Below are 24,428 nucleotides of genomic sequence, written 5' to 3'. Positions count from 1 at the left end.
ATGAAAGCAACAATTAAAGAGCAGGTTTTAACTTTTTTAGCTACGAGTAATAAAAAAAGTTTTTCTGCCGAAGAAATTGCAGAAGGTTTAAATCTGCAAAAAAGTACTGATTTTAAGCTGCTGGTACAGACAATAGCGGCAATGGAGCGAGAAGGTACGATTATTTTTAACAAAAAAGGCAAAATTAAGTTGCCACCACAAACAGTATTAGTAGAGGGTACATTTCGTGCTAACGAACGAGGTTTTGGTTTTGTAACCATCGATCCAGAAGAAGATGATATTTTTATTCCCAAGGAAAAAACGGGCTATGCTATGGATGGTGATACGGTTGCCATTGATATCGTGAAAATTTCAGATCCTTTTTCTGATCGTGGTGCAGAAGGTCAGGTTGTAGAAATTAGACAACGAGCTGTCAATCAAATCGTGGGTGAATTTAGTTTATTTGATGAAAGTGAAATCGCCGAAAGCGATTTATATGGGAGTGTGAAACCAAAAGATAAGAATTTTAATGGCTTAAGAGTTTTAGTTGCTGCACAAGGAATTAAGCCAGTGGACGGTAGTATTGTCATTGTAGAGATTACCCATTACCCTGAAAAAGGCTATCCTACTAGTATTGAAGGTGTAGTCAAACAAATTATTGGACATAAAAATGATCCTGGCATGGATATTTTATCTATCGTTATTAGTCATGGTATTAACACGAGTTTTCCTGCAAATGTTTTAGCTCAAGCAGACAAAGTAGCAGAGACGATAGACCCAGCTGATTTTCCTGATCGTGTGGATCGTCGAGATCAATTGATTGTAACGATTGATGGCGAAGATGCCAAAGACTTAGATGATGCGGTCACTGTAAAAAAATTAACAAATGGTAATTTTTTCTTGGGTGTGCATATTGCAGATGTTTCATATTATGTAACAGAAGGTAGCCCTTTAGACCAAGAAGCTTATGATAGAGGTACGAGTGTCTATTTGACAGATCGCGTTATTCCGATGATTCCACAACGTCTATCAAATGGTATTTGCTCCTTGAATCCTCACGTGCCCCGTCTTACTATGAGCTGTGAAATGGAGATTGACCCAACTGGAAATATTGTCAAGCATGCTATTTTTCCAAGTATAATTCAAACTACCGAACGGATGACATATACAGCGGTAAATGCGATTATTGAAGATGAAGAACCAGAAGTCTCCAAGCGCTATGAAAAATTAGTACCGATGTTTTATGAAATGGCAGAATTACATTATATTCTGGAACAACGCCGGATAAAAAGAGGAGCAGTCAGCTTTGAAGATCGTGAAGCGAAAGTTTTAGTTGATGAGCAGGGCCACCCTAAAGATATTATTTTGCGCAGCCGTGGTATAGGAGAACGTCTAATTGAATCCTTCATGTTAGCAGCCAATGAAACGGTGGCAGAACATTACAATAAATTACAATTACCTTTTATTTATCGAATTCATGAAGATCCAAAAGAAGAAAAATTGCAACGTTTTTTTGATTTTGCAGCTGCTTTGGGTATGGTAGTAAAACATACGAAAGGAAGCATCACCCCCAAAGATTTACAAAAGGTTGTGGCCGATGTCGCAGAGCGACCAGAAGCGATGGTTGTCAATATGATGTTGTTACGTAGTATGCAGCAGGCAAAATATTCTGAACATAATGCCGGACACTATGGCTTGGCCGCTGATTATTATACACACTTTACTTCACCGATAAGACGATACCCAGATTTAATCGTTCATCGCCTTATTCGCAGTTATGCAAGTGATACAAGCAAAAAAATGCAAAGCAAATGGCAAGAAAAGCTGCCAGAAATTGCGCATCATTCTTCTGATATGGAACGTCGTGCTGTTTTGTGCGAACGGGAAGTTGACGCCATGAAAAAAGCAGAATTTATGCAAGAACATATTGGTGAAGATTTTGATGGAGTTATCAGCTCAATTACGAAATTTGGTATTTTCATTGAATTACCAAATACAATTGAAGGTATGATTCACATTAGTAATTTAAAAGAGGACTATTTTCACTTTGTTGAGCAACAATTAGCTCTTGTTGGTGAAAGAACAGGAATGACTTTTAAAATTGGACAAAAAGTCCGTGTGAAAGTAACTAATGCTAATCCTGAAACAAGAGAAATTGACTTTGAATTGGTCTCAGCAGAAGAAGTTACCCAATTACCTCGACCACAAGTGAGTCGTAACAATCGTAGTGGCAAAAAAACAGATAATCGTTCCAGTCGCCGTCAGAAACATACGCCAGCTAAATCAAAGGCGTATGATAATAAAGGTAAATTGCAAGTTGATCTTAATGGTAATAAGAAGAAAAAAGGGAAAAAACCTTTTTATAAAGGTATAAAAAAGAAAAAACATAAATAAGGAAAAGAGCTGTTTAACTACGTAAAAATTTTTGTACGGAATACAAATTGCAAAAACGTAGACGATTAAACAACGCAGTCATCGTAAAAAGCACAGGAGGTGGCATGTATGCCAAAAGGCGAAGGTAAATTAATTGCCCAAAATAAAAAAGCTCGCCATGACTATACAATTATTGATACGTTAGAAGCTGGTATTGTTTTACAAGGGACTGAAATTAAATCAATCCGCAATGCCCGTATTAATTTAAAAGACGGTTTTGTACGAATTCGCAATGGGGAGGCGTTTCTTTATAACGTTCATATTTCTCCTTATGAACAAGGAAACTTATTTAATCATGACCCCTTACGCACACGAAAACTTTTATTACATCGCAAACAAATTGATCGTTTATATGGCGAAATGAAAAGTGCGGGAATGACAGTAGTTCCGTTAAAAGTCTACCTTAAAGACGGTTTTGCCAAAGTCTTAATTGGTCTTGCTAAAGGAAAAAAAGAATATGATAAACGTGAAACACTCAAACGCAAGGATCAAGAAAGACAAATTAGCCGTGTTTTGAAAAACTATTGAAGAAATTTGCTTTTAACAGGAGCTATTACTTTATAAAGTGAAGTCTTTTTGATAGCATTTACTCAGACGGTAGATAAATTTCACTTTTTTTACTAATGATTTGTTTTGCTGATTATAGGTATTACACATTTCTATTAGTCATTTTGCCAAAACTGTCAAATCTTGCAGAAAATCTTTTGAAATTTTCTATCCGTGGTGGTATGATACGCATTGGTTATCATGCCAAAAGCATTGACAGCACTTATTTACCAGCTTTTTTTAGTTGGAGCATACGTATGAAAAGAGGTGAGAAATATTGAAAGAAAAACCACTCGTTTTCAATATTGGTCCCATCTGGTTTGATGGCACCATCCTTTTAATGACACTTATCACGTGTGTTATTGTCTTTACACTAGTTTATGTTTGCACGCGGAATTTACAGTTAAAACCCAAAGGCAAACAAAACTTTATTGAGTGGGTAATTGATTTCGTTCGCGGTATCTTAGGAGACAATCTCCCAAGTAATGAAGTGAACAACTTCCATTTATTATCCTTTGCCTTGTTTCTATTTGTTTTTGTCGCCAACGAGATTGGCCTTGTGACGAAAATCGTTGTCGGTGAAACAACTTTTTGGAAAAGTCCAACCGCGGATCCCTTTGTGACATTAACATTGGCATTGATGATGATTGCGATGACTCATTTCTTCGGCGTACAAAAATTTGGTTTGAAAGGTTACTTTAAAGTATCATTTTTACAACCCGTGGCCTTTTTGTTACCAATTAAAATCATCGAAGAATTTACCAACATCATTACCCTTGGGTTACGTCTTTACGGGAATATTTTCGCCGGTGAAGTCTTACTTGGCTTGATTGTTGACATGTTAAACAATGTTGGTTGGTTGACACTTCCTGTGGTGATTCCGCTAGAGATGATTTGGATTGGCTTCTCTTTATTTATTGGAGCTATTCAAGCGTACGTATTTGTTACCTTATCCATGGTATTTATGGGACACAAATTAGAAACAGAAGAGTAGATTTAAAGAATATTTATCATCTGGTTTGACGACAAAGTGTAAAAGACATTTATCCGGTCGTCTCAACTTTATAATTTAGGAGGAAAAAAAATTATGAACTTTATCGCAGCAGGTATCGCAATCGTCGGGGCAGCTATCGGAGCTGGTTATGGTAACGGGAAAGTTATCTCACAAACTATCGAATCAATGGCACGCCAACCAGAAATGTCTGGTCAATTACGTTCTACAATGTTCATCGGGGTCGCATTAGTTGAAGCTGTGCCTATCCTAGGTGTGGTTATTGCTTTATTACTTGTCTTCATGAGCTAAAACCACTGAAAAAGCAGAAACGGGCGCAAACTGTTTTTGCTTTTTTGCCATGATATGGCAACCTTAAATAGTAGAAAAGGAGCTTACGCTTATGCTAAATATTGTATTAGCAGAGGTCGGGAATACAACTATCAGCAGTATCGTTGTTGTATCTGGTTCTTTCTTATTGTTAGTTGCACTTTTAAAGCACTTTGCTTGGGGTGCAATTTCAGACATGATGAAAAAACGGGAAGATAAAATTGCTAACGATTTAGATTCCGCTGAACAATCCCGGACAAAAGCAGCTAAGCTTGAACAAGAACGTCAAACTCAATTGATGTCCTCTAAAAGCGAAGCAGCTGAAATCATCAAAAATGCTAAAGACAGCGGCGAGCTCAGCCGTCAAAATATTTTAAATGAAACCAAAGAAGAAGTGTCTCGTTTGAAAGAGAAGGCAAAAAGTGATATTTCAATGGAAAGAGAAGCCGCTATGACAAGTGTTAAAGACGATGTGGCCGAACTTTCTTTACAAATTGCCGAAAAAATCTTGAACAAAGAGCTATCGCCAGAAGCCCATGAAGCATTGATTAATCATTACATTGAAGGATTGGGCAACCATGAAACTCGATAAATATACGGTAGGCAAACGCTACGGTAAAGCGTTGTTTGAGCTGGCGGCAGAAGAACAGGTTACCGAAGCTGTCTACCATGATTTGCTTAGTTTAAAAAATATTTACAAAGCAATTCCAGATCTTGGTAATATGTTGAGTGATGTTCGTTTGAACTTAAATGCAAAACGCGCTTTAATGGACAAAATCGTTTCCGAATTTGACGGAATTACCAAAAACTTTTTAGAAGTTGTTTTCCGTTACAATCGCATGGATGATTTAGTGTTAATCATCGATGAATATGAACGCCGTTATGATGAAGCCCAAAGTTTAGTATTGGGTACGGTAACAACCGCCGTGACTTTGTCTGATGAGCAAAAAGGACAATTAGAAGAAAAAATTGCCAGCTTATTGGGCTATAAAAAAGCAAATTTGGTTGAAAAAGTTGATCCCAATATTTTAGGCGGGGTCGTGGTGGAAGCCAACCATCAAGTAATTGACGGCAGTGTGAAAAGCCGATTAGAACAACTACGAGCGATGATTGGTAGATAAGTTTAATTAAAGAGGTGAAACAAATGGCCATCAAAGCAGAAGAAATTAGTGCTCTGATTAAAGAACAAATTAAGAACTACCAGAGTGAACTAGCAGTCGAAGAAATTGGGACTGTAACTTACGTAGGGGATGGGATTGCCCGGGCCCACGGTTTGGAAAATGCCATGAGTGGTGAATTGCTAGAATTTTCCAATGGTTCATTTGGGATGGCACAAAACTTAGAAACAAACGATGTCGGGATTATCATCTTAGGGGACTTCGAGACTATTCGTGAAGGCGATAAAGTGAAACGTACTGGGAAAATTATGGAAGTACCAGTTGGAGATGCTTTAGTTGGTCGGGTTGTCAATCCATTGGGTCAACCTATTGATGGTTTAGGTGCAATTGATACCAATAAAACGCGTCCGGTAGAAACTTTGGCACCTGGTGTTATGCAACGACAATCAGTTTCTGAACCAATGCAAACCGGATTAAAAGCTATTGATGCATTAGTACCAATTGGTCGCGGTCAACGGGAACTTGTTATTGGGGATAGAAAGACCGGTAAAACATCCATTGCCATTGATACAATTATTAACCAAAAAGGTCAAGATATGATTTGTATTTATGTGGCCATTGGCCAAAAAGATTCAACGGTTCGTGCGCAAGTGGAAACATTACGTAAATATGGCGCTTTAGATTATACGATTGTTGTTTCTGCTGGGGCCTCACAGCCAGCGCCATTACTCTACATCGCACCATATGCTGGTACGGCTATGGGTGAAGAATTTATGTATAACGGTAAACATGTATTAATCGTTTTTGATGATTTATCAAAACAAGCCGTTGCTTATCGTGAACTCTCTTTACTATTACGTCGTCCACCAGGTCGTGAAGCATATCCAGGGGATGTTTTCTATTTGCATTCTCGTCTATTAGAACGAGCTGCGAAGTTGTCTGATGAATTAGGTGGCGGCTCCATGACTGCGCTACCTTTTGTTGAAACACAAGCCGGAGATATTTCTGCTTATATTCCAACAAATGTGATTTCAATCACTGACGGACAAATTTTCTTAGAAAATGATTTGTTCTATTCTGGTGTCCGTCCTGCTATTGATGCGGGCTTATCTGTCTCACGGGTTGGGGGTTCAGCTCAAATTAAGGCAATGAAAAAAGTTGCTGGAACGCTACGTTTGGACTTAGCTAGTTATCGCGAACTAGAAGCATTTACGCAGTTTGGTTCTGATTTGGATCAAGCTACCCAAGCAAAATTAAATCGTGGTCGCCGCACAGTAGAAATTTTAAAACAAAAATTGCATGCACCATTAGCAGTTGAAAAACAAGTTATTATCTTATACGCCCTAACACACGGATTTATTGATAGTATTCCGGTTAATCGTGTGTTGGATTTTGAAGAAAACTTATTTGAATATATTGATGCAAATCATGCCAATATTTTTGAAACTATTCGTACTACTAAAGATTTACCTGCTGAAGAAGAGTTGGATGCAGCAATTAAAGAAGCAAAAGATATCTTTATGGCTGCTGGCAATAGTAGCAGTAGCTCAGCCAAAGAAACTGTCGCTTCAATCGAAAACGAACGTTCTTAAAAGAGGTGAGATAAATGGGAGCTTCCTTAAACGAGATTAAGCAACGGATTGCTTCAACGAAGAAAACCAGTCAAATCACTAATGCCATGCAAATGGTGTCAGCTGCGAAATTGACCAAGTCTGAAGCTCACTCAAAACAGTTTCAAATTTATGCCTCAAAAGTTCGGGAAGTAGTAACGCATTTGACTGCCCAACAGTTAAATGATATTTATTCTGCCGGCCCACAAGATGGGGTGAATTACAATAGCATGCTGATTAGTCGTCCAGTAAAGAAAACTGGTTACATCGTGATTACCTCTGATGGCGGCTTAGTCGGCGGTTATAATAGTTCAATTTTAAAACAAATGATGTCAATGTTAAAAGAAGATCATCAGTCAGCTGACGAATACGTGATGATTGCTATTGGGGCTACGGGCGCTGATTTCTTTAAAGCACGAGGAATTAATTTAGCGTATGAATTGCGCAATTTATCTGATCAACCGGGTTTTGAAGAAGTCCGTAAAATCGTCACTATGGCTACAACAATGTATCAAAATGAAGTCTTTGATGAGTTATATGTGTGCTACAATCATCATATTAACTCTTTAACGAGTCAGTTTCGCGTTGAAAAGATGTTGCCAATTGTAGACTTGGATCCAGAAGAAGCAGAAAGTTATGAACAAGAATATTTGTTTGAACCTTCTAAAGAAGAAATTTTAGATCACTTGTTACCACAATATGCTGAAAGCCTGATTTATGGTGCGATTGTTGATGCGAAAACCGCAGAACATGCGGCTGGGATGACAGCAATGAAGACAGCAACAGACAATGCGAAGAATATTATCGCTGATTTGACGATTTCTTATAATCGTGCACGTCAAGGGGCAATTACCCAAGAAATTACCGAAATTGTTGCGGGAGCTTCGGCACTCGATTAATGATTTTGTGAATGAATGGAGGAAAACAGATGAGTTCAGGCAAGATTGTTCAAGTAATCGGTCCCGTTGTTGACGTGGAATTCTCTTTAGATCAATCATTACCAGACATTAACAATGCTTTGGTTGTTTATAAAAACGATGAACAAAAAACCAAAATAGTATTAGAAGCTGCTTTGGAACTAGGAGACGGCGTCATTCGAACTATCGCTATGGAGTCTACCGATGGCTTACAACGTGGGATGGAAGTTGTCGATACTGGCAGCTCAATCTCTGTACCAGTGGGCAAAGACACGTTAGGTCGTGTATTTAACGTTTTGGGCGATACAATAGACTTGGAAGAACCTTTCCCAGCTGATGCGAATCGTAGTGGTATTCATAAAAAAGCACCTGATTTTGACGAATTGAGTACTAGTACAGAAATTCTAGAAACTGGGATTAAAGTTATCGACTTATTAGCTCCTTACCTAAAAGGTGGTAAGGTTGGATTATTTGGTGGTGCCGGTGTTGGTAAAACCGTTTTAATTCAAGAATTAATTCATAATATCGCGCAAGAACATGGTGGTATTTCTGTTTTTACCGGTGTTGGGGAACGAACCCGTGAAGGTAATGACTTGTATTATGAAATGAAAGAGTCTGGCGTTATTGAAAAAACTGCCATGGTTTTTGGTCAAATGAATGAGCCACCTGGTGCTCGGATGCGGGTGGCATTGACTGGTTTAACGATTGCGGAATACTTCCGTGATGTAGAAGGTCAAGATGTATTGCTATTTATCGATAATATTTTCCGGTTTACCCAAGCTGGTTCAGAAGTATCGGCTTTATTGGGTCGTATGCCTTCTGCCGTTGGTTATCAACCAACACTAGCAACTGAAATGGGCCAATTGCAAGAGCGGATTACTTCAACGAAAAAGGGCTCTATCACGTCTATCCAAGCAATTTATGTACCAGCCGATGACTATACTGACCCCGCACCAGCAACAGCATTTGCTCACTTAGATGCAACAACTAACTTGGAGCGTAAATTAACAGAACAAGGAATTTACCCAGCGGTGGATCCTCTTGCGTCATCTTCTAGTGCTTTAGCACCAGAAATTGTTGGTGAACTTCACTATGGAGTAGCCAGTGAAGTCCAACATGTCTTACAACGTTACCGTGAATTACAAGATATTATTGCCATCTTAGGGATGGATGAATTATCAGATGAAGAAAAAGTTTTAGTTGCTAGAGCGCGCCGAATTCAATTTTTCTTATCGCAAAATTTCCACGTTGCTGAACAATTTACCGGTCAGCCTGGTTCATATGTACCCGTTGCCGAAACAATTAAAGGCTTCAAAGAAATTTTAGATGGGAAGCACGATGAATTACCAGAAGAAGCCTTCCGTAATGTCGGTACAATTGAAGAAGCAGTGGAAAAAGCGAAAAAATTAGGCTACTAGAAAGGGGTGCACCATGGAATACTTAACTGTAAATGTGGTAACACCTAATGGTTTAGTCTATGATCACCACGCTAAAATTGTTGTAGCCAATACAACGGCTGGCGAAATTGGTATCTTACCAAAACATGCACCGATAATTACCCCCTTAGCTATTGATGAAGTTCGGGTAAAACGAACTGACTCAGACACCCATGTTGACTGGATTGCGGTTAATGGCGGTATTATGGAAGTTCGAGACAACGTTGTTTCTATTATTGCTGACAGTGCTGAACGAGAACGGGATATTGATGTTTCTCGGGCTGAACGAGCAAAACAACGAGCAGAACGAATGATTGCAGAAGCAAGGGAAAAAGAAGATGTCGATTCTCTGCGTCGGGCGACTGTTGCTCTTCATCGCGCTATTAATCGGATCAATGTTTCCAAACATCAATAATAGGATGTAACTCAGAAAAAAGATTATGCTTCATTGATGGATACGTGATGACAGTAATGGCATTTATCAGTAAAAAGACTGTGATAAAAATTTATCACAGTCTTTTTTACATAGTTTCAAATACGAAGCGTGACCAAGTAGGATAGTTGGCGACCTTCGACCTTTTTAGTTTGCAGGAATAATAAAATAAGCTAAAATTATAAAAGAGACTTTTAAAAAACGCTTTAAAGATTTATGGAATATTTTTGTTTTTTTAAGTGTCTATTTGTGATATTATAGGAGTGTTGAATTTTTTACTCAGGAGGTAAACTAGATGCAAGTATATAGTGTTGATGCAATAGTACGGATAATCAGTCACTTTGCATTTGTTTATTTAGCCTTTTGGGGATTGCGTGCTTTGCGATTAGATACTTTGTTCAAATCGTTTCAGACAGCGCAAATCAGGATTGTGATTTTGATGTTCGCCATTAGCTTGGGCTATCTGACAAGCAGCTTTTTTTTAGAAATCCTGAATTTATTGAAGAATATTTTTCTTTCAATTGTCTAACAAATACAAAAAACGTACTTTATGAAAAAGTTATGGTATAATAAAACAGATTTTGAGTGCATAAGCATTCAGGCTATTTTCTGGAGGGAATTTTATGGAAGAGATTATCGTTCAAAGTGGTAATCAATTGAAAGGTACTGTCAAAATTGAAGGCGCAAAAAATGCCGTTTTGCCCATTTTAGCTGCAAGTTTATTAGCAGAAGAAGGGACAACGACTTTACGTAATGTGCCAATTTTATCCGATGTTCTAACAATGAATGAAGTTATTCGCCACTTGAATGTGGATGTCGATTTTAATGAAGCTGCAAACGAAGTGATAATCAATGCTTCTCGTCAATTAGAAATTGAAGCACCTTATGAATTAGTTAGTCAGATGCGGGCATCTATTGTTGTAATGGGACCGTTATTGGCACGTAATGGGCATGCTAAAGTTGCTATGCCTGGTGGTTGTGCTATTGGCAAGCGACCAATTGACTTACATCTAAAAGGCTTTCAAGCTCTAGGAGCTAAAATTAATCAAAAAGATGGGTATATTGAAGCAATCGCCGATGAACTACACGGCAACACAATTTATTTGGACTTCCCAAGCGTTGGCGCTACGCAAAACATTATGATGGCTGCTGTTAAAGCAAAAGGAACAACAATCATCGAAAACGTTGCCCGGGAACCTGAAATTGTAGATTTGGCTAATGTACTAAATAAAATGGGTGCTCAAATTTTTGGTGCAGGTACTGAAACAATGCGAATTGAAGGCGTTGCTCACTTACATGCAGTCAACCACTCCATTGTGCAAGATAGAATCGAAGCGGGGACATTCATGGTGGCGGCAGCAATGACTGAAGGTAATATTTTAATTCAAGATGCTATTTCAGAACATAATCGCCCTTTAATTTCCAAATTGAGTGAAATGGGTGCAACAATTATCGAAGAAGAAGAAGGCGTTCGCGTTATCGGTCCTAAAGTATTGAAACCAACTGATGTGAAAACGATGCCTCATCCAGGTTTCCCAACAGATATGCAAGCTCAAATGACTGCAATCCAAATGGTAGCCCCCGGCACAAGTATCGTAACAGAAACTGTATTTGAAAATCGGTTCCAACATTTGGAAGAAATGCGTCGAATGAATGCTCATGTGAAAATTGATGGCAATGTTGCTGTCATTGAAGGCGGGCATGAAATGCAAGGCGCATTAGTTTATGCAACGGACTTACGCGCTGCAGCGGCTTTAATTTTAGTTGGATTGCGTTCAAATGGTATTACCCGCGTACGTAATTTAAAATATTTAGACCGTGGTTATTATAACTTCCACAAGAAATTACAAGCCCTTGGAGGCAATGTGGAGCGCGTAGAGATTGAACACAAAACTGCTAACAAAAATGCTGCTACAATTGCTTAGAAGATAGAGGTGTAACTGGATGAAATTAAATCGTTATATCATTACGACTTTAGTGAAAATTCTCTTTGTCCTTTTATTAGCTATGATTATGTTTATTATTGGAACGATGATTGGTTATGGGGGAATTGGCGAAGGAATGCCATTAAAAGTTTTTTATCCAGGACTCTGGACCCATATTTTAGATTTTATGAAATAGGAAAGTTAGCCGACCTAAATAGGTCGGTTTTTTTGATATAAATTTTAGGGGATGCATGGCAACTGTCTAGATAAAAAATAGCAATAGAAATATAGGAGTGGGGGATTTTTTTGCTGATATCGCTTTATTTTTTGTCTTTTTTGTAAAATTAGTGTAATAAATCGTGATTTTTAGTATTGATTCCCAAATTTTGCTCAATTTTTACGTGCTAAATAAGATCTAAAATATTGTCTTAAATACTTTTGTAATTGAAAAGTACTTTTTGTAATAATTAAAAATAGCATAATAACAGCTCTGAGAATAGTTAATCGGGTCTTATAAGACAAATGTTTCGTTTGTAACAGAAAACAATCAAGTTTCTTTTTTCTTGTCAAAGAGGTTTAACTCTCTTGTAACCTACCAGCTAAAAAGAGATGCTATGATACTTCTCGTGGAAAAATTCAATTTAATTGTGGTGACCCAAATAGGATTATTACAATTTTTATAATTTTGAGGAGTGTCGATTAATGCAAACCCGATTATTACCAATTTTGAGTGCAACGATTGTAATTGCTGTAGGTAGTATGTTACCTGTTTATGCTGCAGAAAATGAAACGACTAGCCAACCAGCGATCCAGACAGAACTTGTTTCAAAGGATGAAGTAACAAATCTGTCTAGTTCTTTATTAGTTCAAACAACAAATAACAAGGCTGTAGATTTAGTCAAAAATGATATTAAGGCAAAAGAAGCTGCTAAAAAAGCAGCGGCAGAAAAGGCTCGAAAAATTGCTGCTGAAAAAGCTGCTAAAGAAAAAGCCGCAAAAGAAGCTGCTGAAAAAGCGGCAGCAGAAAAGGTCGCTCAACAAGAAAAACAAGAGCAGCAAGCAAGTGAAAATCAACCAAGTGGTCAAACAATGATGATGGAAGCTACTGCTTATAGCTCCGATCCCGCAGATGCGCTGGGGGGCGGTTCTGTTACAGCAACTGGCCAAAATTTATTAGTAAATCCAATGGCGGTAGCTGTCGATCCAAGTGTGATTCCATTAGGAACGCGATTATATGTGGAAGGTTATGGCGAAGCTTATGCTGTCGATACTGGTTCTGCTATTCAAGGTAACATTATCGATGTTCATTTTTCTACAGCAGGTCAATGTGAAGCTTGGGGAAGACGCCAAGTAAAAGTAACTATTTTAGGATAGAAATGATTAAAAGTTCAAGTGCAAATGACTTGGACTTTTTTACTTGTAACCGTAAAAAAATTGACGTATGCTTTTGCCAGTGCTAATTGTTTGTAGAAAGGACAATTTAGATGAAAAAGATAATGATTGGGCTAGTTCGAGGCTATCAACGTTTTATCTCGCCTTTATTTCCTCCCAGTTGCCGTTATTATCCTACCTGTTCTTCATATATGATTCAAGCAGTAGAAAAACACGGTGCCTTAAAGGGGGGGATTATGGGAACAGCTAGAATACTACGGTGCCATCCTTTTGTAAAAGGTGGGTTAGATTATGTACCGGAAACTTTTTCACTACGGCGTAATCCTCATAAGCCCGATGACGAACAAACGTATTTTCAGCAACAGCATAAAAAACGCTAAGAGGTAAATATCCTCTTAGCGTTTTTTAGTGTGATAGCGAGACACTAAACTAAAGTGAACTATCCTATTTCGCTTAAATGAAATATTAGAATTAATTTTTAATAGAGCTAAAGTTACTTGTAAAACAGCTCATGTTAGAAAAATTGTACTTAAAATAGTGCGTTTCAGGTATGACAACCATTAGCAGATTGGTTCCTTCTTTTTAATTACAAAACTTACCCTTTCCTGTTAGTTTATCCTACTTTCATTTTTTATATTCGTAGAATAAATGTTGGTTGGTTTTTTATAAATCTTAATGCTACAAGTCATAAGTTAGTTGGAATAATATTTGGCTTAAATGAAATTAAATGATAATATTATTAGAGTAAGATAATAAAAAAATTTGATATTTATTCTGTGATAAAAAAAATGAAAGGCTTGAAGACTATCAAATCATCATTTTTAAACATACAAAAGAATAAAGGGCTTACATAAAATAATTTTAAATAAATTGATGAAATATTCTGAAAATTCGTTGACTTTATTCTGAATTTTCAGTATATTTTATAGCATATCCATCGCCAGCGCGATGTCATAATTATATTATGAAGTGGTCAACGGTTTAAAAAAGGAAAATATATCTAAAAAAATCAAATTGTAGAACTAATGAACCTTGATAAAGGTAGCTGGTAGTACAATGAAAAACTTTGTTGGAGAAAATAAAAGGAGGAATACTATGAAAAAGAAATTTGCATTTTTATTTACGGGACTAGTATTGTTGTCTGCATGTAGCGCAGCACCAAAAGGAGGCGGAGCCACAGAAGGTTCTGCTGGAGGAAATCAGCAAGAAGGCGATACAATCAAGATTGGTATGAATATGGAATTATCCGGTGCCGTGGCAGCATATGGGAATGCTGAAAAAGAGGGGATTGAATTGGCAGTGGAACAAATCAATGCTGCTGGTGGGATTGATGGCAAAAAAATTGATTTGGTTTCAAAAGATAATAAATCAGATAATAATGAAGCAGGAACAGTGGCAACTAATTTAACCACAAATAGTAAAGTGGTGGCATTAATTGGACCGGCAACATCTGGCGCGGTGAAATCTGCTTTACCAAATGCCACCAAAGCGCAGGTCCCTTTAGTTACGCCATCTGGAACAGATGATGCAATTACAAAACAAGGTAATAACGTACAAGCATACGCATTTCGTTCGTGTTTTCAAGATAGTTTCCAAGGTAAAATTTTAGCTAAATATGCCCATGAAAACTTAAAGGCAGACAAGGCTATTATCTTAGGCGATAATTCGAGCGATTATGGAATTGGCTTAACAAAAGCCTTTAAAGATGAATACAAAGGCAAAATTGTTGCTGAAGAAAACTTTACAGAAGGTGACAAAGATTTCCAAGCAGTCTTAACGAAAATTAAAGACAAAGATTTCAATGTGTTATACATTCCGGGATATTATACAGAAGCTGGTTTAATTATTAAACAGGCACGTGAAATGGGCATTGAAACACCAATTGTCGGAGCAGATGGATTTGGTGACGCAAAGTTAGTAGAGACAGCTGGTGCGGGTAATGTTTCAAATGTCTTTTATACCGGACACTTCTCAACGAAAGCACCTGCAACAGATAAGGTTGAACCGTTTATTAAGGCTTTTAAGGAAAAGTATGATAAAGAACCATCATCTTTTAATGCTTTGGCTTATGATGCAGTTTATATGGTGAAAAAAGCTATTGAAGATGAAGGATCTGCTGATTCAAGTGCTATTAAAAAAGGTTTGGAGAATTTGAAAGACTTTAAAGGTGTGACAGGTAAAATGACGATTGATAAAGAGCACAATCCTGAAAAATCAGCAGTGGTTCTTGGCTTAACAGAAGGTAAAGAAACTTCAGCGGAAACAGTAAATCCGTAAATAAGAATTTTGAAAGGTTGGATAAAGACAGCTGTAGTAAAATATCAGACATTTGTTCTCGGTTTACTTGTTGAAAACAAGCAGCTTTAGCTGAACGGAGTAACAGTGTTGATAGATTACTATAGAGACTTTTATCTCAGCCTTTTTTTAAAAGATAAATGGATGTGATGAGATGGAAACGGTAGTTCAACAATTATTAAATGGTCTATTCTTAGGCAGCATTTATGCTTTATTGGCCTTGGGCTATACCATGGTTTATGGAATTATTAAGCTAATTAACTTTGCTCACGGCGAAGTCTATATGATTGGTAGTTTTATCGGATATTTTTTAATTAACTCTGGGGGGCTTGGTTTTTTTCCGGCACTTTTAATTTCAATGGTGGCCAGTGCAGCATTGGGTGTGGTAATTGAGTTTTTGGCATATCGTCCTTTACGAAAATCAACACGCATTGCGGCCTTGATTACAGCCATTGGTGTATCGTATTTATTACAAAACGTGATGATATTTTTCTTTAGTCCTGATGTGCGTGCTTTTCCCCAAGTAATTAAACGAACAACATACAGCTTTGGTTTTATTAAAGTTAGCAATATACAGCTATTAATTTTAGCAGTTTCGGTTATTTTAATGATTTTATTACAACTAATTGTAAAGAAAACAAAAATGGGAAAAGCAATGCGAGCTGTTAGTGTTGATCCAGATGCTGCCCAATTAATGGGGATTAATGTCAATAGAACGATTTCTTTTACTTTTGCGCTAGGTTCTGCTTTAGCTGCTGCCGGCGGAATGTTAATAGGGCTTTATTACAATTCAATTGATCCAATGATGGGCGTAACGCCAGGATTAAAATCGTTTGTTGCGGCCGTTTTAGGTGGTATTGGGATTATCCCAGGAGCGGCATTAGGAGGTTTTGTCATCGGCTTGATTGAAACAATTGCAACAGCATTAGGTTTTTCTGATTTTAAAGATGCCATTGTATATTTAGTTTTGATTTTGATTTTATTAATTCGGCCAGCAGGAATTTTAGGTAAAAATATTAAAGAGAAAGTGTAGGTGACCAGGATGAAAAAAAATTTGAAATACAATTTAACCTGGTTAGGAATAGCGGTGTTAGTCTATGGAGTTTTGTTAGTCTTGTATAACACAGGCGTCGTTACTTTGTTTACCGACCGTATTATTGTTAATATTGGAATTAATATTATTTTGGCTGTTGGGTTAAACTTAATTATTGGCTTTTCGGGTCAATTTTCTTTGGGGCATGCCGGATTTATGGCGATTGGAGCTTATTCTGGTGCCATTATGTCAATTAATAATCCAACATATGGTGGCTTTTTCTCTGGTTTATTATTAGGAATGGTCATCTCAGGTATTGTAGCATTAGTAGTGGGTGTGCCAACTTTAAGATTAAAAGGCGATTATTTAGCCATTGCAACGCTAGGAATTTCAGAAATCATCCGTATTCTAATTGTCAATATGCGCGATATAACCAATGGACCAACGGGGATTTTTGGTATTTTACAATTTACTACGTGGGAAACAGTTTATGTATTTGCCGTTTTGACCATCCTAATTGTGGCAAACTTTATCCACAGTGGACCAGGGCGGGCAACGCTAGCTGTGCGAGAAGACGAAATAGCAGCTGAAGCAATGGGTGTTAATACGACAAAATATAAAGTAATTGCGTTTGTTTTGGGTGCAATAACAGCCAGTATTGCAGGTACTTTATTTGCCGGTTACCAACAATCGGTTTTTCCAAAAGACTATGGCTTTATGAAATCCATTGATATTTTAATTATTGTTGTTTTTGGGGGCATGGGCTCTACTACAGGTGCTGTTGTTTCCGCGATTGTTTTAGGCGTTTTAAATATGTTCTTGCAAGATTTTGGATATGTTCGTATGATCGTCTATGCCTTGGCGCTGATTATTATTATGATTTTTAAACCAAGTGGCTTATTAGGAACTTGGGAATTTTCTGTTAAGAAAATTTGGCAAAAATTTACAAAGGGAGACGATGCAGATGCCTCTATTAACAGTTAAAAATTTAACCAAAAATTTTGGTGGCTTGGCTGCTGTTTCCCATGTGAATATGGCATTGGATAAAAATGAATTAGTTGGTTTAATAGGTCCTAATGGTGCGGGAAAAACGACACTATTTAATCTTTTGACCGGTGTGTATGAACCTAGTACAGGGGATGTTATCTTTTCTCCCAGTGGACAAGCCGAACGATTAAATGGCCTAAAGCCTTACCATATTGCAAAAATGGGTTTATCTCGTACTTTCCAAAATATCCGTTTATTTAAAGATTTGAGCGTTATAGAGAATGTTTTAATTGCGATGAATGCCAAGCATCAAGAAGGTTTTTTCACGAGCATTTTACGTTTACCAAAATTTTACCGTAATGAAACTGACTTAAAACAAAAAGCAGTAGAATTATTAGCGATTTTTGGATTGGAAAATAAATTAACGACTTTAGCTAAAAACTTGCCTTATGGAGAACAGCGACGATTAGAGATTGTTCGAGCCTTAGCGACAGAACCTAAAATTTTATTTTTAGATGAACCAGCAGCGGGAATGAATCCGCAAGAGACAGCCGAACTAACAGAATTAATTCGTAAAATTCAAAAAGACTTTCAGTTAACTATTCTGCTAATTGAACACGATATGAGTTTGGTGATGGATGTATGTCAGCGAATTTATGTTCTGGAATATGGACGTATTATTGCAGAAGGAGAGCCGGAAAAAATTAAAGCGGATCCCCGTGTTATTAAAGCGTACTTGGGAGGGGATATGTAATGCTAGAAATTAAAAATTTGACAGTGCATTACGGCGTTATTGAAGCTGTTCATGATGTGTCATTTAACGTTAACAAAGGGGAGATTGTTTCTTTAATTGGCGCCAATGGAGCAGGGAAAACAACAATCTTGCGGACGATTTCTGGCTTATTGCGCCCGAGCCAAGGGGAAATTGCGTTTAAAGGGCAAAATATTACCAAAACACCGCCACAAAAAATTGTCACAGCTGGATTATCTCAAGTGCCAGAAGGACGTCATGTTTTTAGCGGGTTAACCGTACAGGAAAACTTGGAGATGGGCGCTTTTTTACGTAAAGACGGCGAAGTAAAAAAAGATTACGAACAAGTTTTTAAAAAATTCCCTGTTTTAAAAGAACGGAGAAATCAAGACGCAGCGACACTTTCTGGTGGTGAACAACAAATGCTGGCGATGGGGCGCGCATTAATGTCAAAACCTGAACTACTCTTGTTAGACGAACCTTCAATGGGACTAGCACCGATTTTTATTAAGGAGATATTCAGTATCATTGAAGAAATTAATCAACAAGGAACCACGATTTTGCTCATAGAACAAAATGCTAAAATGGCATTATCGATTGCAAACCGCGGATATGTTTTGGAAACCGGTAGTGTCGTATTAAAAGGGACTGGTGAAGAATTGTTGGCCAGCGATGAAGTGAAAAAAGCTTATTTAGGGGGTTAAAAGATGAGTGTTCGTGATTTTATGACAAAAAATTTAGTGGTAGTGGCACCAGATACACCAATTTTTGATGCTATTGATTTAATGAAACAACATGATATTCATCGTTTACCAGTTTTGCAACAGGAAAAATTAGTTGGTCTAATTACAGAAGGGATTATACAAGAAGCGATGCCTTCTAAAGCTACCAGTTTGAGTGTTTATGAAGCCAATTACTTATTAAATAAGACAACTGTTGGTGACGTTATGGAAAAAAATGTTTTAACGATTGAACCAGATGCATTGTTAGAAGACGCTATTTATAAAATGCGAGAAAATAAGATCGCTGTACTGCCCGTAGTACAAGGCGAGTCTGTTAAAGGAATTATTACCAACAATGATATTTTTGCGGCTTTTTTGAAAATTACTGGCTACAATGATGGTGGCACACGAGTTAGCTTACAAATCACCGATGATCATGTAGGGATTTTAGCAGAAATTACCAAGCTGTTAGCCGAACACGATTTTAGTATTTTAACTATTGTCGTTAATCGAATGGAATTGGCAACAATAATTGAGATACAAGTGCAGTCTCGTAATGTTGAAAAAGTTAAAGAGGTGCTAACAACAGCTGGCTATTTCGTGACTGCGGCTGTTTTAACGAACGCTACTAACGCATAAGACTTTGATGGAAGTTCACCCAAACAAAAGATACGTACTGTTCTTATTTAGTGTAATAAAACTAAAAAGACCAAGTAAGTCTCCCTTGTTTGGGTTTTTCATTTCCTTTTTATACCAAACAAGATAAGAATGTGCTAAAATACTTTAGCGAGGTGAGAAGCATGACAAAGAAAAAAGATATTGAAGTTAAAGTAGAAGAAGTGAAAAAAGATATTAAAGGTAAAAATTACATTGTTAACCAACTATCAATTGGCAAAAAAGTTATTGGTGAAATCTTGACAATGGGTGAAAAAAACTACGAAGCTTTCTTAGGTGAAGATGATTTAGGCGCTTATAAATCCTTAGATTTAGCGGTAGAAGCCGTATTATTGCAACATAATTTGCATGACTAAAATTTCTGTAAAAAAAATTGAAATTACCACTTGCAATTTTTAGTTATCTTTTGTATTATAACTAAGTCAGGTTGATTAAAACCTTTCGGAGGAGTAGCGAAGTGGCTAAACGCGACGGACTGTAAATCCGTTCCTTAGGGTTCAGTGGTTCGAATCCACTCTCCTCCACCATTGGGGTATAGCCAAGCGGTAAGGCAAGGGACTTTGACTCCCTCATGCGTTGGTTCGAATCCAGCTACCCCAGTTTTAAACGTATCTTCTGTTGAAGATACGTTTTTTTTTTAGCTAATGAAAATTAGGAAGCACTGGATAATAAAGAATAAAAGATCAAAGCAAGTTTTTTAAAAGAGAAATAATGGATAATCCATTTAAAATTTTAATTAAAATAAATTTACTAAATGTTACTAAATAAATTGACGTTCTTAGTTGTCATCGCTATACTAAAGATAAATTGAAAAGGCTTTTTTAGTTAAATGAAGCGACATAAGGAGCGATGAAAATGGCAACAGTTGAAAAGTTAGAGAGTAAGGAACTGGGAACATATTATGAAGTGAAAAATGAAAATGGGGTAGTTTTAGGATTACATCCTTTTGGGGCGCGTTCGATTTCTTTAGTAGTGCCCGTTGATGATACTTTACGAGATGTATTAGTTGGTTGTAAAACAATCGCAGACTACAAAGAAAATAGTTATTATAATGCTGCAATTGGTCCAGTAGCTGGTCGTATAGCAGGAGCTCGTTTTGAATTAGAAGGAACTATTTATGAAACAGAAGCAAATCAAAAAGGAAATACACTACATGGTGGTTTTGAAGGATTTGATTTGCGTGACTGGCAAGCCCAAACCTTTAGTTTGGGAAATAAAGCTGGTGTAGTTTTCACCTTAGAAGATGAAGATGGTAACCATGGATTTCCCGGCAATGTGGTAGCAAAAGTCACCTATACTTTATCAGATGATAACCAATATAGCTTTAAATTTGAAGCGACAACTGATAAAGCAACTCTGTTTAACCCAACGAATCATGGTTATTATAATTTGACAGGTACCCCAAGTGAAGCAATTGATGAACATCTTTTACAAATTAACGCTAAATTTGTTGCTAAAACAAATAATGATGTTACAACAACAGGAGAAAAAGTTGCCGTCGCTGGTACGAAATTTGATTTTATTTCAGAGAATAAAATTGGTGAAACGTTGTTAGATGATCCGTTTTTAATTGAAGATGATGCAGAGGAAGCTTTGACTTTAACCTCACCAGATGGAAAGGTTGCTTTAACGCTGATAACTCAGGCTCCGGCAGTTGTCATTTACACGACAGGTACAGCAGAAGCGGGGACAGAGATGAAAAACGGAGTTATGGCTAATCATGGTGCCGTTGCAATTGAACCTCAAGGAGTTCCTGGAACAGAAATTTATCCACAATTTGGAAGTATCACGTTAACGCCAGATGAACCGTATTCGATGGAAAGTACTTTTAAATTAGTTTTTTAAACTAATACTAAACCTCATTTGAAAAAAGTGAGGTTTTTTCTTGACCATTTTCGTTTACAGTTGTAAACTTAACAAGAAGTTGAGATTACAACTGTAAACGAGGTGACGATAAAATGACAATAGAACCTGTGAAAATTAGTGATGCAGAGTGGGAAGTCATGCGAGTGTTATGGACATTAAATTCTGCGACTGCTCATGAAATTGCCGCGATTTTGGGAGATAAGATGGATTGGAAATTGGCCACTGTCAAAACACTTTTGGGTCGCTTGAGTAAAAAAGAAGTGATTCGTAGTGAATCAGAAGGAAAGAGATTCATTTATTATCCTAACGTATCTGAAAAAGCAACTGTTCGCAGTGCGACAGAAAACCTTTTTTCTCATATTTGTGCCCAAAAGATTGGTATGACAATCGCTGATCTAGTCAACGAGGCTCAGTTGACGGCCACAGATATAGCGGCAATTAACACAGCGTTGGCAGCTAAAACACCAGTAGAGAATATAGCGTGTAATTGTATTCCCGGCCAATGTGAGTGTAGTCAACATCAAGTTAAAATAAATCATTAAGAAAAGAGGCAATTAGAATGAAACAAACATTTAATATTAGTGGTATGAGTTGTGAACACTGTGTTGCACGCGTAGAAGGTGCGATTAAGGCGTTACCGGGCGTGAAAAAAGTCAAAATTAATTTGAAGAAAAATAATGGTGTGGTGAAATATGATGATAGCCAATTAACCGATGAAAAAATTATTGCAGCAGTCACTGCGGCGGGCTATCCAACTGAGGTGCTCTAATGAATAATGAACAAGTTGCAAGTTTTGTCATTACTGGCATGACGTGTGCCAATTGTTCAGCTCGGGTTGAAAAAGAATTGAAGGCACAACCAGGAGTGTTACATGCAAATGTTAATTTAGCTACGGAAAAAGCAACGGTCCAATTTAGTGAAACAACAGCAGATGATCTAATCAAAAGTGTTGAAAATATCGGCTATGGTGCAATTTTAGATGACCAAGAGCACCGACAACAAGTAGCGGACAAAAAGCTGGCACGTATCCAAAGAATGCGTCGAGATTTAGTGATGAGTGCCGTTTTAGTTGCACCATTAATGATTGCGATGATTGCAATGCTTCTTGGGTTTAATACGCCTTGGGTACACTTTTTTCATCGTCCAATCGTTCAGTTGATTTTAGTTGTACCCATTCAATTTGGAGTCGGTCTGCGTTTTTACAAAGGAGCGTATCACGCTTTAAAAACAAAGGCACCTAATATGGATGTTCTAGTTTCTTTAGGGACTACGGCAGCGTTTCTTTTAAGTTTTTATAATGGCTTTTTAGGTGGAAATCCCCATGAGCTTTATTTTGAAAGTAGCGGTATGATTATTGCTTTAATTTTATTAGGAAAATATCTAGAAACTACTGCGAAAAATAAAACGAGTTCCGCTATTAAACAACTTATGCAGTTACAAGCTAAAGTAGCTCGTATTTTAAATGAAGATGGTAGTCAAAGTGAAGTTGAAATTGCCGCAGTTAAAGAAAGTATGAAAGTTATTATCCGACCTGGCGAACAAATTCCAGTAGATGGCATTGTTGTTAGTGGTAAAACGACTGTTGATGAAAGTATGTTGACAGGTGAAAGCATGCCCGTAACAAAAACAACCGATAGTACAGTTTTTGGCGGAACGCTTAATAATACTGGGCAATTGGTCATTAAGACCTTAAAAGTCGGCGATGAAACAGTTTTAGCTCGCATTATTCGCATGGTTGAAGAAGCACAAGGGCAAAAAGCGCCAATTCAGCAAATTGCCGACAAAATCTCAGCAGTGTTTGTACCCAGTGTTTTAGTAATTGCTGTGGTAACATTAATTGTGACCGGACTTGTGAGTGGTGATTGGCAAGCGGCTTTAATGCATAGCGTTGCTGTTTTAGTAATTGCGTGTCCTTGTGCTCTGGGACTTGCAACGCCCACGGCCATTATGGTTGGAACCGGACTAGGAGCTAAAAATGGGATTTTAATTAAAGGGGGCGCAGTTTTAGAACAAGCTGCACAACTAAATGCGATTGTCCTAGATAAAACGGGAACAATTACAAAAGGAAAACCAGCAGTCACAGATTTACAGTTAGCTACAGTGGATTTATTAGCCATTTTGGTTAGTTTAGAGAAAGCTTCAGAACACCCCTTAGCAACTGCTATTGTGGATTATGGTCATAAACGAGAGATAAAAGAGGAAAGTATTAACCACTTTGAATCATTGCCTGGATTAGGCATTACTGGACAGGTAAAGGGCACAACTTATTTTGTTGGGAATCCTAAACTTATGGCTGATAAAGAAGATAGTGGAAATTATCTCTCCAAACTGCACCAATGGACAAAAGAAGGCAAGACTGTCATGTTAATCTCTAATGAGACAACAATTTTAGGTGCCGTAGCAGTAGCAGATGAAATCAAGACGACTTCCAAAGCGGCAATAGCGACTTTACAAAAACATGGTATTACAGTATATATGCTAACTGGTGACAACCAAGTCGCAGCTGAATTTATCGGCTCCCAAGTAGGAATAGCTGAGCAGAATATTTTTGCCGAAGTTATGCCAGACGAAAAGTCTGCCAAAATAGCAGAGTTGCAAGCAAAAGGTATTTTGGTTGGCATGGTAGGTGACGGCATCAACGATGCGCCTGCTTTAGCATTAGCTGATGTAGGGATTGCTATGGGGAGTGGAACAGACATTGCTATGGAAACTGCTGATGTAACGTTGATTCATAGTGATTTAATGTATCTAGATCAAATGTTACAATTATCTAAAGGGACAATAAAAAAAATTAAACAAAACTTATTCTGGGCGTTTGTTTACAATACGGTTGGTATTCCTTTTGCTGCGCTAGGATTCTTAAATCCAATTATTGCTGGAGGAGCGATGGCATTTAGTTCAGTCAGTGTATTATTAAACTCACTTAGTCTTAATCGATTAAAACTAGAAAAGAGGGAGTAGTGATGAAAGACTTAAAAAAAGCAGATGG

General features: G+C 37.4%; 26 protein-coding genes and 2 tRNA genes. All 28 read left to right on the top strand.

Annotation, left to right across the window (positions count from 1 at the left end):
* Positions 1–2,373, top strand: a complete 2,373-nt coding sequence (rnr, locus tag EsVE80_RS08735; protein ID WP_173103367.1) for a ribonuclease R — start codon at positions 1–3, stop codon at positions 2,371–2,373.
* A 108-nt stretch (positions 2,374–2,481) separates the two neighbouring features.
* Positions 2,482–2,940: an SsrA-binding protein SmpB gene (gene smpB / locus EsVE80_RS08730; protein WP_173103366.1), complete on the top strand. Its 459-nt coding sequence runs from the start codon at positions 2,482–2,484 to the stop codon at positions 2,938–2,940.
* 295 nt (positions 2,941–3,235) lie between these two features.
* On the top strand, positions 3,236–3,952 hold the full coding sequence (atpB, locus tag EsVE80_RS08725) for a F0F1 ATP synthase subunit A (protein ID WP_173103365.1): 717 nt from the start codon (positions 3,236–3,238) through the stop codon (positions 3,950–3,952).
* A 93-nt stretch (positions 3,953–4,045) separates the two neighbouring features.
* Entirely contained in the window at positions 4,046–4,261 is a 216-nt protein-coding gene (gene atpE, locus EsVE80_RS08720) for an ATP synthase F0 subunit C (RefSeq protein WP_173103364.1), read from the top strand.
* 91 nt (positions 4,262–4,352) lie between these two features.
* Positions 4,353–4,871: a F0F1 ATP synthase subunit B gene (atpF, locus tag EsVE80_RS08715; RefSeq protein WP_173103363.1), complete on the top strand. Its 519-nt coding sequence runs from the start codon at positions 4,353–4,355 to the stop codon at positions 4,869–4,871.
* Entirely contained in the window at positions 4,858–5,400 is a 543-nt protein-coding gene (atpH, locus tag EsVE80_RS08710) for an ATP synthase F1 subunit delta (protein WP_173103362.1), read from the top strand. Before atpF ends, atpH begins: the two co-directional genes overlap by 14 nt.
* A gap of 23 nt (positions 5,401–5,423) precedes the next feature.
* Positions 5,424–6,989, top strand: a complete 1,566-nt coding sequence (gene atpA / locus EsVE80_RS08705) for a F0F1 ATP synthase subunit alpha (RefSeq protein WP_173103361.1) — start codon at positions 5,424–5,426, stop codon at positions 6,987–6,989.
* A 14-nt stretch (positions 6,990–7,003) separates the two neighbouring features.
* The gene (locus EsVE80_RS08700; protein ID WP_173103360.1) at positions 7,004–7,906 is read left to right on the top strand and encodes a F0F1 ATP synthase subunit gamma; all 903 of its coding nucleotides are present in this window, start codon (positions 7,004–7,006) and stop codon (positions 7,904–7,906) included.
* A gap of 29 nt (positions 7,907–7,935) precedes the next feature.
* Positions 7,936–9,342, top strand: coding sequence for a F0F1 ATP synthase subunit beta (gene atpD, locus EsVE80_RS08695; RefSeq protein ID WP_173103359.1), 1,407 nt, complete (start codon positions 7,936–7,938; stop codon positions 9,340–9,342).
* 13 nt (positions 9,343–9,355) lie between these two features.
* The gene (locus EsVE80_RS08690) at positions 9,356–9,775 is read left to right on the top strand and encodes a F0F1 ATP synthase subunit epsilon (RefSeq protein WP_173103358.1); all 420 of its coding nucleotides are present in this window, start codon (positions 9,356–9,358) and stop codon (positions 9,773–9,775) included.
* 313 nt (positions 9,776–10,088) lie between these two features.
* A complete protein-coding gene (locus tag EsVE80_RS08685) occupies positions 10,089–10,322 on the top strand; it encodes a DUF1146 family protein (protein ID WP_173103357.1) in 234 nt (77 codons plus the stop codon).
* Between the two features lie 94 nt (positions 10,323–10,416).
* On the top strand, positions 10,417–11,718 hold the full coding sequence (gene murA, locus EsVE80_RS08680; protein WP_173103356.1) for a UDP-N-acetylglucosamine 1-carboxyvinyltransferase: 1,302 nt from the start codon (positions 10,417–10,419) through the stop codon (positions 11,716–11,718).
* A 19-nt stretch (positions 11,719–11,737) separates the two neighbouring features.
* Positions 11,738–11,914: a DNA-directed RNA polymerase subunit beta gene (locus tag EsVE80_RS08675; RefSeq protein WP_173103355.1), complete on the top strand. Its 177-nt coding sequence runs from the start codon at positions 11,738–11,740 to the stop codon at positions 11,912–11,914.
* Between the two features lie 506 nt (positions 11,915–12,420).
* Positions 12,421–13,092 carry a 3D domain-containing protein gene (locus EsVE80_RS08670; protein WP_173103354.1) on the top strand — a complete coding sequence of 224 codons (672 nt, stop codon included), beginning with the start codon at positions 12,421–12,423 and terminating at the stop codon, positions 13,090–13,092.
* A 110-nt stretch (positions 13,093–13,202) separates the two neighbouring features.
* Positions 13,203–13,490, top strand: coding sequence for a membrane protein insertion efficiency factor YidD (gene yidD / locus EsVE80_RS08665; RefSeq protein ID WP_173103353.1), 288 nt, complete (start codon positions 13,203–13,205; stop codon positions 13,488–13,490).
* 715 nt (positions 13,491–14,205) lie between these two features.
* Positions 14,206–15,387, top strand: coding sequence for an ABC transporter substrate-binding protein (locus EsVE80_RS08660; protein ID WP_173103352.1), 1,182 nt, complete (start codon positions 14,206–14,208; stop codon positions 15,385–15,387).
* A 172-nt stretch (positions 15,388–15,559) separates the two neighbouring features.
* Positions 15,560–16,438: a branched-chain amino acid ABC transporter permease gene (locus tag EsVE80_RS08655; RefSeq protein ID WP_173103351.1), complete on the top strand. Its 879-nt coding sequence runs from the start codon at positions 15,560–15,562 to the stop codon at positions 16,436–16,438.
* 9 nt (positions 16,439–16,447) lie between these two features.
* Positions 16,448–17,422, top strand: coding sequence for a branched-chain amino acid ABC transporter permease (locus EsVE80_RS08650; protein ID WP_173103350.1), 975 nt, complete (start codon positions 16,448–16,450; stop codon positions 17,420–17,422).
* On the top strand, positions 17,403–18,179 hold the full coding sequence (locus tag EsVE80_RS08645; RefSeq protein WP_173103349.1) for an ABC transporter ATP-binding protein: 777 nt from the start codon (positions 17,403–17,405) through the stop codon (positions 18,177–18,179). Before EsVE80_RS08650 ends, EsVE80_RS08645 begins: the two co-directional genes overlap by 20 nt.
* A complete protein-coding gene (locus EsVE80_RS08640) occupies positions 18,179–18,880 on the top strand; it encodes an ABC transporter ATP-binding protein (protein ID WP_173103348.1) in 702 nt (233 codons plus the stop codon). Before EsVE80_RS08645 ends, EsVE80_RS08640 begins: the two co-directional genes overlap by 1 nt.
* A 3-nt stretch (positions 18,881–18,883) precedes the next feature.
* The gene (locus EsVE80_RS08635; RefSeq protein ID WP_173103347.1) at positions 18,884–19,537 is read left to right on the top strand and encodes a CBS and ACT domain-containing protein; all 654 of its coding nucleotides are present in this window, start codon (positions 18,884–18,886) and stop codon (positions 19,535–19,537) included.
* Between the two features lie 161 nt (positions 19,538–19,698).
* Positions 19,699–19,929: a DUF2969 domain-containing protein gene (locus tag EsVE80_RS08630; protein ID WP_173103346.1), complete on the top strand. Its 231-nt coding sequence runs from the start codon at positions 19,699–19,701 to the stop codon at positions 19,927–19,929.
* Between the two features lie 87 nt (positions 19,930–20,016).
* Positions 20,017–20,100: transfer RNA gene (locus EsVE80_RS08625), tRNA-Tyr, on the top strand.
* Position 20,101: 1 nt separating this feature from the next.
* Positions 20,102–20,173: transfer RNA gene (locus tag EsVE80_RS08620), tRNA-Gln, on the top strand.
* 255 nt (positions 20,174–20,428) lie between these two features.
* Positions 20,429–21,418 (top strand): aldose epimerase family protein, encoded by a 990-nt coding sequence (locus tag EsVE80_RS08615; protein WP_173103345.1) that lies wholly within the window; start codon positions 20,429–20,431, stop codon positions 21,416–21,418.
* Between the two features lie 113 nt (positions 21,419–21,531).
* Positions 21,532–21,981: a CopY/TcrY family copper transport repressor gene (locus EsVE80_RS08610; RefSeq protein ID WP_173103344.1), complete on the top strand. Its 450-nt coding sequence runs from the start codon at positions 21,532–21,534 to the stop codon at positions 21,979–21,981.
* 17 nt (positions 21,982–21,998) lie between these two features.
* Positions 21,999–22,208 carry a copper chaperone CopZ gene (gene copZ / locus EsVE80_RS08605; RefSeq protein WP_173103343.1) on the top strand — a complete coding sequence of 70 codons (210 nt, stop codon included), beginning with the start codon at positions 21,999–22,001 and terminating at the stop codon, positions 22,206–22,208.
* Positions 22,208–24,400 carry a heavy metal translocating P-type ATPase gene (locus EsVE80_RS08600; RefSeq protein ID WP_173103342.1) on the top strand — a complete coding sequence of 731 codons (2,193 nt, stop codon included), beginning with the start codon at positions 22,208–22,210 and terminating at the stop codon, positions 24,398–24,400. Before copZ ends, EsVE80_RS08600 begins: the two co-directional genes overlap by 1 nt.
* Positions 24,401–24,428 lie beyond the last annotated feature (28 nt).

The organism is Enterococcus saigonensis, from assembly GCF_011397115.1.
Taxonomy (GTDB): Bacteria; Bacillota; Bacilli; order Lactobacillales; family Enterococcaceae; genus Enterococcus_C; species Enterococcus_C saigonensis.
Note: the sequence above shows the minus strand (reverse complement) of the source record. Positions and strands in the feature narration are given on the sequence as shown.